The sequence below is a fragment of the Kitasatospora sp. CB02891 genome, assembly GCF_002803145.1.
In the GTDB taxonomy this organism is placed as follows: Bacteria; Actinomycetota; Actinomycetes; order Streptomycetales; family Streptomycetaceae; genus Kitasatospora; species Kitasatospora griseola.
Genome location: NZ_NNBO01000004.1, coordinates 373,349 through 385,983 on the forward strand (window position 1 = coordinate 373,349; position 12,635 = coordinate 385,983).

11 protein-coding genes and 1 pseudogene are annotated in these 12,635 nt (G+C 72.5%); 7 read left to right on the forward strand and 5 right to left on the reverse strand.

Translation table 11 applies throughout. The features are described from left to right. Positions 1-13 precede the first annotated feature (13 nt). The 7 genes from CG736_RS12535 to CG736_RS12565 all read left to right on the forward strand — a co-directional run bounded on the left by CG736_RS12535 (position 14) and on the right by CG736_RS12565 (position 7,749). Positions 14-1,477, forward strand: a complete 1,464-nt coding sequence (locus tag CG736_RS12535) for an aldehyde dehydrogenase (RefSeq protein ID WP_100586264.1) — start codon at positions 14-16, stop codon at positions 1,475-1,477. Continuing rightward, complete coding sequence (locus tag CG736_RS12540; protein WP_100586265.1) at positions 1,470-2,405, forward strand: 3,4-dihydroxyphenylacetate 2,3-dioxygenase; 936 nt, start codon at positions 1,470-1,472, stop codon at positions 2,403-2,405. Before CG736_RS12535 ends, CG736_RS12540 begins: the two co-directional genes overlap by 8 nt. A gap of 12 nt (positions 2,406-2,417) precedes the next feature. After that, the gene (locus CG736_RS12545) at positions 2,418-3,263 is read left to right on the forward strand and encodes a fumarylacetoacetate hydrolase family protein (protein ID WP_100586266.1); all 846 of its coding nucleotides are present in this window, start codon (positions 2,418-2,420) and stop codon (positions 3,261-3,263) included. A 28-nt stretch (positions 3,264-3,291) separates the two neighbouring features. Beyond that, positions 3,292-3,903, forward strand: coding sequence for a TetR/AcrR family transcriptional regulator (locus CG736_RS12550; RefSeq protein WP_100586267.1), 612 nt, complete (start codon positions 3,292-3,294; stop codon positions 3,901-3,903). 134 nt (positions 3,904-4,037) lie between these two features. Next, the gene (locus CG736_RS12555; RefSeq protein WP_100586268.1) at positions 4,038-5,489 is read left to right on the forward strand and encodes an APC family permease; all 1,452 of its coding nucleotides are present in this window, start codon (positions 4,038-4,040) and stop codon (positions 5,487-5,489) included. Between the two features lie 59 nt (positions 5,490-5,548). Further along, the gene (locus CG736_RS12560) at positions 5,549-7,030 is read left to right on the forward strand and encodes an aldehyde dehydrogenase (RefSeq protein WP_232733953.1); all 1,482 of its coding nucleotides are present in this window, start codon (positions 5,549-5,551) and stop codon (positions 7,028-7,030) included. Continuing rightward, positions 7,027-7,749, forward strand: coding sequence for a gamma-glutamyl-gamma-aminobutyrate hydrolase family protein (locus CG736_RS12565; protein ID WP_100586269.1), 723 nt, complete (start codon positions 7,027-7,029; stop codon positions 7,747-7,749). The genes CG736_RS12560 and CG736_RS12565 overlap by 4 nt, the downstream gene beginning before the upstream one ends. Here CG736_RS12565 and CG736_RS12570 read toward each other — a convergent pair. The 5 genes and pseudogenes from CG736_RS12570 to CG736_RS12595 form a co-directional block, all read right to left on the reverse strand. After that, positions 7,746-8,318, reverse strand: a complete 573-nt coding sequence (locus CG736_RS12570) for a MarR family winged helix-turn-helix transcriptional regulator (RefSeq protein WP_100586270.1) — start codon at positions 8,316-8,318, stop codon at positions 7,746-7,748. The two genes, CG736_RS12565 and CG736_RS12570, sit on opposite strands and share 4 nt — an antisense overlap. Before the next feature lie 137 nt (positions 8,319-8,455). Further along, on the reverse strand, positions 8,456-9,490 hold the full coding sequence (locus CG736_RS12575) for a UDP-N-acetylmuramate dehydrogenase (RefSeq protein ID WP_157815547.1): 1,035 nt from the start codon (positions 9,488-9,490) through the stop codon (positions 8,456-8,458). Next, positions 9,463-10,545 (reverse strand): serine hydrolase, encoded by a 1,083-nt coding sequence (locus CG736_RS12580; RefSeq protein WP_232733954.1) that lies wholly within the window; start codon positions 10,543-10,545, stop codon positions 9,463-9,465. Before CG736_RS12580 ends, CG736_RS12575 begins: the two co-directional genes overlap by 28 nt. Next, positions 10,542-11,833 (reverse strand): annotated as a pseudogene (locus CG736_RS38585) (UDP-N-acetylglucosamine 1-carboxyvinyltransferase). Before CG736_RS38585 ends, CG736_RS12580 begins: the two are co-directional and overlap by 4 nt. Before the next feature lie 2 nt (positions 11,834-11,835). Then, the gene (locus CG736_RS12595) at positions 11,836-12,576 is read right to left on the reverse strand and encodes a hypothetical protein (protein WP_100586273.1); all 741 of its coding nucleotides are present in this window, start codon (positions 12,574-12,576) and stop codon (positions 11,836-11,838) included. Positions 12,577-12,635 lie beyond the last annotated feature (59 nt).

Here is a 12,635-nt window from a genome sequence, read left to right on the forward strand (position 1 = left end):
GGAAATTGACGCAATGAGCGGACACCTCACCACCGTCGCCGGGGTCGCCGTCGACACCCGGCACTGGATCGGCGGCGAACGCGTCGCCTCCGCCGCGACCTTCACCGACCACTCGCCGATCGACGGCGGCGTGCTCGGCGAGATCGCCCGCGGCACCGCGACGGAGGCGCACGCCGCCGTCGCCGCCGCCAAGGCCGCCTTCCCCGGTTGGGCCGCCACCCCGCGCGCCGAGCGGGCCCGGCTGCTGCACGCCGTCGCCGACGGCGTCGAGCGGCGGCTGGAGGACCTGGCCGTCGTCGAGACCGCCGACAACGGCGCCCTGCTGCGCTCGCACCGGCGCGGCGTCATGCCCCGGGTCGCGCACAACTTCCGGTTCTTCGCCGACTGGCTGCTGACCCTCGACCACGAGGACTTCGACACCCGCGGCCACACCAACCACGTCAGCTGGGACCCGGCCGGCCCGTGCGTGCTGATCACGCCGTGGAACGCGCCGCTGATGCTGGCCACCTGGAAGATCGCCCCGGCGCTGGCGGCCGGCAACACGGTCGTCCTCAAGCCCGCCGAGTGGACGCCGATGACGGCCTCGCTGCTCGCCGACATCGCCGCCGAGGCCGGGCTGCCGGCCGGCGTCCTCAACGTGGTGCAGGGCCTCGGCCCGGAGATCGGCGACGCGCTGACCTCGCACCCCGACGTGCGCCGGATCAGCTTCACCGGCTCCGTCCCCACCGCCAAGCACATCGCCGCGTCCGCTGCCGCCAACCTCACCCCGCTCAGCCTCGAACTCGGAGGCAAGTCCCCGCTGTTGGTCTTCGCCGACGCCGACCTCGACCTCGCCGTCGAGCTCGCCGTCGAGCAGTACGACAACGCCGGGCAGGTCTGCCTGGCCGCCACCCGGCTGCTGGTCGAGGAGTCCGTCGCCGAGGAGTTCACCCGTCGGTTCGTCGAGAAGGCCGGGCAGCTGAAGCAGGGCGACCCGCGCGAGCTGCCGACCGACCTCGGCCCGAACATCCACGAGCGCCAGCTGGAGAAGATCGACGGCTTCGTGCAGCGCGCGATCGGCGCCGGCGCCCGCGCCGTCATCGGCGGCGAGCGCCTGGCCGGCCGGTTCTACGCGCCGACGCTGCTCACCGACGTCGCGCAGGACTCCGAGATCGTCCAGGAGGAGGTCTTCGGCCCCGTCCTGACGCTGCAGACCTTCCGCGACGAGGCCGAGGCCGTCCGCCTCGCCAACGACACCCGGTTCGGCCTGGCCGCCACCCTCGCCACCGGTTCGCGCGAGCGCGCCGACCGCGTCACCGGGCAGCTGGTCGCGGGCACCGTCTGGGTCAACTGCTTCTTCGTCCGCGACCTGCAGGCCCCGTTCGGCGGCTCCCGGCACTCGGGCGTCGGCCGCGAGGGCGGCACCTGGAGCTTCGACTTCTACTGCGACGTCAAGAACACCGTCACCGCGCCGAAGGGATGGCAGGAGAATGGGTGAGATCGTCGGGGCGGGCCTGCTCGCCCACGTCCCCACCGTGGTGCTTCCCGAGGAGATCCGGCGGGAGCTGAACGAGGGCCGGGAGATCACCCTCGTCACCGGCCTCCGACAGCTGCGCGAGGAGGTGTTCGGGCGCGACGACTACGACACCGTGGTGGTGCTGGACTCGCACTGGGCGACCACCGTCGAGTTCGTGGTCACCGCGCAGCAGCGCCGGGCCGGGCTGTTCACCTCCGAGGAGCTGCCGCGCGGTATGTGCCGGATGCCCTACGACTTCCCCGGCGACCCCGAACTCGCCCACAACATCGCGTCGTTCGCCGACCGGCACGGCACCTGGATCACCCCGATCGACGACCCGTACCTGCCGATCTTCTACGCCACCGTCAACCTGTGGAAGTACCTCGGCGAGGGTCTGCCCGACAAGCGCTGGGTGACCATCGGCGTCTGCCAGACCGGCGACGCGGAGGACCACCTGCGGCTCGGCCGCGCGCTGGCCGACGGCATCGCCGCCACCCCGGGCCGTCGGGTGCTGCTGATCGCCTCCGGCGCGCTGTCGCACACCTTCTGGCCGCTGCGCGAGCTCCGCAAGCACGAGTCCAGCGACCCGTCGCACATCTTCACCCCCGAGGCGCGGGCCGCCGACGAGCAGCGGATCGAATGGTTCAAGGAAGGACGGCACGACCGCGTGCTCGACACCATGGACGAGTTCGCTGCGTACAAGCCCGAGGCCAGGTTCGCCCACTACCTGATGATGGCCGGCGCCCTCGGCGAGCGGGCCTGCACCGCGAAGGCCCGCCAGTACGGCGAGTACGAGAACTCCATCGGCACCGGCCAGGTCCACCTCTGGTTCGACCGCCCCGAGGACGGCTGGGCCGGCACCGGCCTGCCCGACGACACCGCCCCCCGCCACCCCCACCGCCTCGCCTAGAAAGGCCCCACCGTGCCCGAGTACCGCCGCATCCTGCTCGACGGCGCCGTCGTCGAGACCGTCCGCGACGGCGAGGAACTGGTCGCCGGTGACGGCCGCCGGGTCGCCGTCGCCGACGCCCACCACCTGCCGCCCGTGGTGCCGTCCAAGGTGATCGCCGTCCACCTCAACCACCGCAGCCGGGTGGACGAGTTCCGGATCGGCCTGCCTGACACCCCCACCTACTTCCACAAGCCCACCTCCTCGCTGAACTCGCACGGCGGCGCGATCGTCCGCCCCGAGGGCTGCAAGTGGCTCAACTACGAGGGCGAGGTGGCGATCGTCATCGGGAGGACCGCGCGCAACATCTCCCCCGAGGAGGCGGGCGACCACATCGCGGGCTACACCGTCGCCAACGACTACGGCCTGCACGACTTCCGGGACACCGACGCCGGGTCGATGCTCCGGGTCAAGGGCGCCGACACGCTGTGCCCGCTCGGCCCCGGCCTGGTCACCGACTGGGACTTCCGGGGGAAGCGGCTGCGCACCTACGTCAACGGCGAGGTGGTCCAGGACGGCTCCACCGACGAGATGACCTGGGACATGCACTACCTGGTCGCCGACATCGCCCGCACCATCACGCTTTACCCCGGCGACGTGCTGCTCTCCGGCACGCCCGCGAACTCCCGTCCGGTGCAGCCGGGCGACGTCGTCGAGGTGGAGGTCGAGGGCCTCGGCCGGCTCACCAACCACGTCGTCACCGGCCCGACGGCGATCCGCACCGATGTGGGCGCGCAGCCCACCGAGTCGGAGGAAGTGCTGTCCACCGCGCTCGGCGGGGACTGGGAGTTCCGCGGCATCCGGCCGCCGAAGCGCTGACCCGGTGCCTCCCGGTAGGGTCGCGGCCATGAACGACCCGAAGCCCCCCACCCGCAAGCGCGTGAAGAACTACGGGACGGGCCGCACCGCGCTGCTGGAGGCGGCGGTGCGGGTGGTTGCCCGGGGCGGGCTGCGCAACCTCACCTACCGGGCCGTCGCGGAGGAGGCCGGGGTCACCCACGGCCTGGTGGTGCACCACTTCGGTTCGCGGGACGCGCTGATCGAGGAGGCGGTGGCGCACGCCATCCGCTCCTCGCTGAGCAGCAGCGCGCTGGAGGCCGGGACGGGGGGCCCGGCCGAGTTCGCGGCGGGCCTGGCCGACATGGTCGAGGCCGGGCCCGAACTACAGGTGTTCCAGTACGAGTTGCTGCTGGAGGCGCGCCGCCGGCCGGAGCTGCTGGCGCACCTGCGCGGCCTGTACGAGGAGTACTTCGAGGCCAGCCGGCGCGAGCTGGACCGGATTCTGCCCGGCCCGGTGAGCCCCGGCCTGTCCCGGCTGGTGTTCGCCGCGCTGGAGGGCCTGGTGCTGCACCAGCTGGTGTTCGGCGAGCGGGCGGCCACCGAGGGTGCGCTGGCCGAACTCCGCGGCCTGCTGGAGGGTTTGGCGTCCCGTGCGGACTCGGGGCCGGACGAGCGCTGACCTGCGCGGCCCGCTTCGAACCGTTACCGCGCGAGCGGTGCGAAACCCTTGCCAAACGGACTGCCTGCCTCCACGATGAGGCAACTCGTTTGAGCTGAAACGATTCCCCCACTTCGATCTGGCAGGTGATCCGTGTGGACAGTCAGACGGCTTCCCGTGAACGGACCGTGCGGCACGCCCCCACCAGTGCCACCCTCAAGCCCAACGCCCTCGGCGTCCTGGGCATCCTCTTCTTCGTCCTGTCCGGCCAGGCCCCGCTGACCGGCATCGCCGGCGCCGCCCCCATCTCGGTCGCCATCGGCAACGGCGCCGGCACCCCCGCCGCCTACGTGGTGGCCGGCGTCGTCATCCTGCTGTTCTCCGTCGGCTTCATCGCGATGGGACGGCACGTCGTCGACGCCGGCGCCTTCTACACCTACATCGGCACCGGCCTCGGCCGGGCCGCCGGAGCGGGCGGCGCGAGCGTCGCGCTGTTCGCCTACTGCGCCATCCAGGCCGGCATGTACGGCCTGTACGGCTCCATCGTCTCCTCGCTGGTCGCCGACCACACCCCGCTCGACCTGCCCTGGTGGGTCTACACCCTGGTCACCATGGCCGTGGTGCAGGCGCTCGGCGCCGCCGGCATCGAGATGGGCGCCAAGGTGCTCGCCGCGTTCGTGCTCGCCGAGTTCAGCATCCTGCTGGTCTTCGGCCTGGTCACGCTGTTCAAGGGCGGTGGCCCCGAGGGCCTCGGCGCGGCCGAGAGCTTCTCCCCGTCCGCCGCCCTGCAGGGCGCGCCCGGCATCGCCGTGATGTTCGCCCTGGCGTCCATGTTCGGCTTCGAGGCCACCGCCATCTACGGCGAGGAGGCCCGCGAGCCGAAGAAGACCGTGCCGCGCGCCACCTACCTCTCGGTGCTGGTGGTCACCGGATTCTTCGCCCTCACCTCCTGGTCGCTGATCTCCGCGCACGGCGCGTCCAAGGCCCCCGAGGCCGCCAACGCGGCGCTGGCCGCCGGCGACTCCGCCGGATTCGTGTTCGCCCCCATCGCCGACCTGTTCGGCGGCTGGGTCAACAGCGTGCTGCCGGTACTGCTGGCCACCTCGCTGTTCGCCGGCGTCCTCACCTTCCACAACTCCGCCGCCCGCTACCTGTTCTGTCTCGGCCGGGACGGCCAACTCCCTTCCTCGCTGGCCCGGTTGAACGTCCGGCACGCCCCCGCCGCGGCAGGCAGGGTGCAGACCGTCATCGCCGCGCTGCTGATCGCGCCGTTCGCGATCGCCGGCCAGGACCCGGTGCTCACCCTGTTCTCCTGGTTCAGCGGCCTCGCCGTCCTCGCCATGATGCTGCTCTACCTGCTGACCTCGGTCTCCGTGGTGGTGTTCTTCCGCCGCAAGCAGGTCGACACCCGGCTGTGGAACACCGTGATCGCCCCCGTGCTCGGCGCGCTCGGCATCGCCGGCGCCATCTGGCTGATCCTCGCCAACTTCACCACCCTGATCGGCGGACAGCTCGGCACCGCCCTGTGGCTGGTCCTGTCGGTGCCCGTGGTGCTGGCGGCCGGAGTGGTCAACCAGCGGATCCGGCAACGGCGTTCGCACACCTGACTCACCGTGGGGCGCGCGCCCGGCCGTCGGGCGCGCGCCCACCCTTCCTGGAGGACCGCATGACCCACGAGGACTGGCTGCACCGGGCCGAGACGCTGCGCCCCGTCACCACGCACCTGATCGACGGCGCCGACGAAGCGGGCGGCGGCGCGGCGTTCGCCGTGGTGTCGCCCCGGGACGGCCGAGTGCTGGCCGAGGTCGCCGACGCCGGAGCCGCCGAGGTCGACGCGGCCGTCGCCGCCGCCCGCCGGGCCTTCGACCACGGCCCCTGGCCGCGGCTCGCCCCCGCCGAACGCGGCCGGGTGCTGCTGCGCCTCGCCGACCTGCTGGAGCAGCACCGGGCCGAACTCGCGCTCACCGTCAGCCTGGAGATGGGCAAGCCCGTCACCGACGCGCACGACATCGAACTGCGCGCCGTCATCAACACCTTCCGCTGGTACGGCGGCCTCGCCGACAAACTCACCGGCGAAGCCCCGCACACCGCGCCCGATGCGCTCGCCCTGGTCACCCGCGAGCCCGCCGGCGTGGTCGGCGCGGTCGTCCCCTGGAACTTCCCGCTCACCCTGGCCGGTTGGAAGATCGCGCCCGCGCTGGCCGCCGGCTGCACGGTGGTGCTCAAACCCTCGGAGCACTCGCCGCTGTCCGCGCTGCGGCTCGGCCGGATCGGTCTGGAGGCCGGACTGCCGCCCGGCGTGCTCAACATCGTCGCCGGCGACGGCCCGGTGGCCGGTCGGGCCCTCGGCCTGCACCCCGACGTGGACGTCCTCGCGTTCACCGGCTCCACCGCCGTCGGCCGGCAGTTCCTGCACTACGCCGCCGACTCCAACCTCAAGCGGGTCTGGCTGGAGCTCGGCGGCAAGTCGCCCAACATCATCCTCCCCGACGCCCCCGACCTGGACCGGGCCGCGGCCACCGCCGCCTGGGGCATCTTCTTCAACCAGGGCGAGATGTGCACCGCGCCCTCCCGACTGCTGGTGCACCGCTCGATCGCCGAACAGGTCACCGAGGCCGTGGTGGCCCGCGCCCGCGCCCTGCGGATCGGCGACCCGCTCGACCCAGCCACCGAGCTGGGCGCCCTGGTCGGCGAGAGCCACCTGGGCCGCGTCCTCGGCCACGTCGGCACCGCCCTCGCCGACGGCGCGCGCCTGCGCACCGGCGGCGCCCGGTTCGGGGTGGACACCGGCGGCAGCTACCTCGAACCGACCGTCTTCGACCAGGTCGCCCCCGACAGCCGCCTGGCCCGCGAGGAGGTCTTCGGCCCCGTCCTCGCCGTCCAGGCCTTCGACGACCTCGACGAAGCGGTCGCCCTCGCCAACGCCACCGAGTACGGCCTCGCCGCCGGCCTGTGGACCTCCGACCTCTCCACCGCCCACCTGGTCGCCCGCACCCTCAGAGCCGGTACGGTCTGGGTCAACTGCTACGAGGAGGGCGACCTGTCGGTGCCCTTCGGCGGCATGAAGCAGTCCGGCAACGGACGCGACAAGTCCGCGCACGCGCTGGAGAAGTACACCGAACTCAAGACCACTTGGATTCAACTGTGAGCCACCGCCCGCTGATTGCCGTCCCCGCCCGTTTCGCGGCGTCCACCTCCGCGCTGCGGTACGCCGCCGAGGTCAACGCCCGCGCCCTGATCGAGGCCGTCTGGCGGGCCGGCGGCGAGCCCGTCGCGCTGCACCCGCACGCGCCCGGGGGCGTCGCCGATCCGGGGGAGGTGCGGGAGCGGCTGGCGCGGTTCGACGGGCTGCTGCTGCCCGGCGGCGGGGACCTCGCACCGCACCGGTACGGCGCGCCCGACGTGCACGACGCCGTGTACGACGTGGACGACGAGCAGGACGCCTTCGACCTGGAGCTGGCCCGGGCGGCGATCGGCAGCGGCGTGCCGACGCTGGCGATCTGTCGCGGCCTCCAGGTGGTCAACACCGTGCTGGGCGGCACCCTGCACCAGGACATGGGCGGCCCCGGGCACGAGCACCGCCACCTGCGGCACGCCGTCTCGCTCACCCCCGGCTCCGCGCTCGCCTCAACCGCCGGCGCGGCTGTCGTGGAGGCGTCCTGCTACCACCACCAGCACATCGACCGGCCCGGCGACGGACTGACCGTCACCGCCCGGGCCGCCGACGGGACCGCCGAAGCGCTCGAACTCACCGACCACGACGGGTGGTTGGTGGCCGTGCAGTGGCACCCTGAGGACACCGCGCAGCACGACCCGGTGCAGCAGTCGATCTTCGACGCCCTGGTGCGCCGGGCGGCCGGTTCCTAACCCCGCGGACGCCGACCGCTGCGCCGCGGGGCCGGCTCCTCGCCGTTCAACAGCGACCGGCGCCGGTCCTCACCGTGCTCCTCGACCTGGAGCACCACCCGGCGCAGTCCGTCGGCCAGGCTCTCGCACTCGGCGTCGCTCAACTGCGCGGTGACGAACGACTCCTCCTCGTTGAACGCCGGGAACACCCGCTGCATGAACTCCTCCCCCTCCGGGGTGAGCGCCAGCAGCACCAGCCGTCCGTCGGTCGGATGGTCGACCCGCCGCAGCAACCCGCGCGACTCCAGCGTGCGCGACACCCCCGTCAACGTGCCCTTGGAGATCCCGGCCTCCTCGGCGACCCGCCGCGTCTCCGACTCGCCCCACACCCACACCACCCAGAGCACCACGAACGCGGTCCACGTCAGGTCCGAGCCGCGCAGCACCGAGTTCTCCAGATGCTGCCGCACCGCGGACGCCGCCCGGTAGATGTTGGCCACCGCCGCCATCCGCCCCGCCCGCACGGGCGTACCGCCGAGCTTCGCCCCGACGAGCCGCTCCGCTTCGTTGATGGACCGCTGGCTGGGCACCGGGCTCCCTCCGTCCATGTCGCCACCACAAGCCGCGGGCGGGGCCCGCGACAGTTCGGTGTCGCATTGTACGGGGGTGCGTAGGACGCCCCCTTCGGAACATTCCGCGACCGGGACGGCGAACCAGTGCCCCCTGCTTACGGCCAGGTGCCGACCAGCACCGGCTCGGGTTGGAGCACGATGCCAGTGGCGCTTTCGACCTGGGCGGAGAGCGCGGTGAGTGCCTGGGCAAGACCCGTTGCGGTGGCCCCGTCGTGGGCGGTGAGGGTGAGGGTCCGGCGGTCCGAGCAGCGGATACCGGCAGCGATCTCGCAGCCGGGGCGGTAGCCGAGGTGCTCCAGGAGCCAGCCGGCGCTCGCCCGCGGCTGTCCGTCGCTGTCGCGGTGGACCGGGCACCCGGCGGCCGTCCAGCAAGCGGCCTGGGCTGCGGTGACGGGTGGGTTGAGGAAGACCGATCCGGCCTGGCGGGCGTCGGGAGCGTGGAGGTCGAGCAGCAGCCCTCGGCGGCAGCGGTTGGCGAGGACGGCGGCGGCCACCTCGGCCACGGGCGGGCGGGCCCCGGCAGGGACGCCGAGTTCGTCGGCGAGGGGCTGGTAGACGATCGGGGCAGCCGGTGAGCGGGTGAGGTGGAACGTCGCGGTGAGGATGGTCCAGCGGCCGGGCTGGGTCTTGAAGCGGCTGTGGCGGTAACGGAGGCGGCATGCCCGGGCAGGGAGGGTCCGTTGTCGGCCCATGTCCCAATCCCAGGCGCTGAGTTGGGAGAGGGTGTCGGAGACCTGCTGGCCGAATGCGCCGGCGTTCTGGACCGGAGCGGCGCCGACTGTGCCGGGTATGCCGGCCAGGCACTCGATTCCGGCGAGGTGTTCGGCTGCGGCCCACTGGACGAGGTCCCCGAGCGGGTGGCCGGCTTGTACGGTCGCGGCCACCGTGACATCGTCCAGCCGCTTCACGGCGATGCCCCGGTTGTTCATCACGGCGACGATGCCCTCGTGGCCCGTGTCCGATGCGATGACGTTGCTTCCGCGGCCGAGGGTGAGGGGTGCGTCCTCCTGCCGGGCACCGATCCCACGGACCAGTTCGAACCAGTCGTCGGGGTCGGTGATCCGTAGGACATCGCCGGTCGGACCGCCGAGCCGAAGGGTGGTCAGAGCCGCGAGCGTGGTGCTGGGCACGGTCGGCCTCCCTGAGGTGCGTCGGTGATCGCTTTGAGGGCAAGGCTCCGCAGCGGGGCGAGTCGGGTGCGGTTGTCCTGGTGGTGGTAGACCGCGTTGGTGCAGATGGCCAGGTAGCGGCCGGTGGCCGGGGCGAGGTAGAGGCTCGTTCCGGTGAAGCCGTGGTGGTACGCGACCCGGCCCTCGTCGGCGAGGATCCAGGCCAGGCCACGGTCGAGACCGGGTTCGATCGCGGCCTGGGGTCGCATGCTGTGGGCGAGCCAGCGGCCCAGGGGTCCGTCGGTGGCGTGCGAGGTCAGTAGGTGGGCGGCGAACACCGCGAGGTCGGCCGGGGTGGTGAACACCCCTGCGTGGCCGGCGACTCCGCCGAGCAGCGCGGCGTTGTCGTCGTGCGGCATTCCCCACAGCCGGGGGCCGCCCTCCAGGCGCCGCTCGGTCGGGGCGACCTGGGCGGAGCGAGTCACCGGCCCGTAGGCAGTGTTCGTCATGCCCAGGTCCTGCCAGATCTCGGCAGCCAGCTCGTCGAGGCGTCGGCCGCGGTGATGGGCGAGGACCAGGCCGAGGAGGACGAACCCGCGGTTGATGTAGCGGTGGCCGGTGCCGGGTTCGGCGATCAGCGGCTCCGCGCAGATCAGTTCGGCCAGCGGTTCGACGCGGTTCCGGTACTGGTCGAGGCGGGTGTCGGCCCGCAGCCCGGAGGTGTGGGCGAGAATCTGGCGGACCGTCACCCGGCCGCCGGGCGCCTCGTCCGAGATGTCGGACTGCCATTCGCGGACCGGGGTGTCCAGGGTGAAGCCGTCCATGAGTGAGGTGCCGACCAGCAGCCAGGTGGCCAGCACCTTCGTCAGCGACGCCACGTCGTACACCGTGTCCTGGCCGGGTCGGGCACCGCCGCACTCGGGGGCGACGACGCCGGAGGTAAGGAAGCCGGGCTCACTGTCGAAGGTGCCGTGGGCGATGACGCCGCCGGGCACGGTGCCATCGGCCGTCATCAGGTCCAGGCACTCGCTCAGGTCGGCGAGCGCGTTCGGCTTCCACGGTACGGCGAGGGTCACGGCATCTCCTGATCGATCGTCACGTCGGCACCGAGCGCGGCCAACTTCGGCAGCAGTCCGCCGTATCCGCGCCGCAGGTGGTACATCCCCCGGATCGTAGAGGCGCCCTCGGCGGCCAGGGCGGCGATCACCAGAGCAGTCACCGCCCGGATGTCCTCGCCGACCACGTCCGTGGCTTTCAGCGCGGACCGTCCCCGAACGGTGATCACCGGCCCGCTCGCGTTGACGGTCGCGCCGAATGCGGCCAGCGCGGGCAGATGGGTGTCCCGTTGGACGTAGATCCGTTCGTCGATGCGGGAGGCGCCCTCGGCCTGGGTGAGGAAGGCGGTCAGCTGTGGCTGCACGTCGGTCGGGAAGCCCGGATGCGGGCCGGTGGCCAGCTGTACCGGTCGCGGCCCGGCCGGGCTGCTGACGACCGTTCCGCCGTCCAACGGGTCGATCCGGATTCCGGCATCGGCGAACACCGACACCAGGCCGTCCGGGAACGCGGCCGGCGGGAAGCCGTCCAGGTGGACCGTGCCTCCGGTGATGACGGCGGCCAGCGCGAGGGTGGCGGCTTCCAGTCGGTCCGGCGGGACGGAGAATCAACGCCGGTGATGTGCAGTGCTTTTCGGCCCCGCCACTCGATGCCTACGCCGGCCTGCGAGAGCAGGGCGGCAGTATGGGTGACCTCGGGCTCCACACTGGGGTTGCGGATCGTGGAGGTACCCGGGGTCCGCGCGGCCAACAGCATCGCGGTGACCGTCGCCCCCAGGCTCGGGCCCCACGAGCGGGTCTCGGCGTCGGTGTTGAACGGCAGCCGCTTGCCGGTGAGGCGGGCCCGCACCCGGCCCCGGCCGACCTCGACCTCGGCCCCGGCGGCTTCCATCGCGGCCAGGTGCCGGTCGATGCGGCGGACGCAGAAGGCGTCCCCGCCAGGGGTGGGGAAGGTGACCTCGCCGGCGCGGGCCAGCAGTGCGCCGCCCAGCACCGCGGTGGTGCGGATGCGCCGTCCGAGGTCGTCCGGGACGACGGGGAGACAGGAGCCGGCCGGTCGGGTGGCGAACTCGCGGTGGGTCACCGTGGCGCGGGTGCCGGTGCGGCGCAGGATGTCGGCGACCACGGCGGTGTCCAGGATCTCGGGGGCACCGAGGAGGGTCAGCGGTTCGTCGGCGAGGATCGCGGCGGCGTACAGGTGCAGGGCGATGTTCTTGCTGCCCTGGACAGTGGTGGTGCCGACCAGGCGGCGACCGCCGGTGATCCGCACTGCGCGTTCGTCGGCCGTCGTGGTGGTGTCGGCGGTGGGCATGGTCACCTTCCCTGGCTTCCGGCCGGGAAGAAACCCCCGACCTGGGTCTTCGGGTAGAGCAGGGTGTGCGCGCCGATGAGGGTGGCAGGCTGGAGGACGGTGCCGGCGGGAACGATCACCCCGTCACCGATCACCGCGCCGAACTTGGTCTGCCCGGTGGCTATGCGCCGACCGTCGAGGTGCGCACAGACTTCCTCGGTGGCCGGTTCGGTGACCGGCCCGGACGTGATCCGCAGGCCGGTGGTGGACACGAACGCGCCGATGTTGACGCCGAGACCGAGCACGGAGTCGCCGACGAAACCGGTGTGCTTCATGAAGATGCCGCCGGTCAGCAGGGAGCGGGTGACCTCGGCTCCGAAGCCGATGCGGCAGCCAGGGCCGATGACGGTGTTGTCGCGGACCCGGGCGCCGGCCTCGATGACTGAGCCCGGGCAGACCAGTACCGGACCGGTCACGAACGCGCCCTCGGCGATGACGGCGCCGGCCGCGGCGATGACCGGGCCGCGGACGGTGGCTCCGGGCTCGATGACCCCGGCGGGCTCGGGCAGCGTGATGTCCAGGCGGCCGGCCAGCAGGTCGGCGACGGCCTTCTTGATCCCGAACACAGTCGGGCAGCAGTTCAGGAGACGCAGCACCACGGGGTCGATGACCTGCGCGGTGTCGATGTAGTACTCGGGGGTGATTCGGAAGTCGATGCGCTCCAACTCGGCGTTGACCGTGGGCGCTTCGGGAAACCGGTGCATGACCGGCTCTCCTCTCGGGCGAGCGAGCGGAAGGAGGGGGAGAGTGTCACGACCTACGA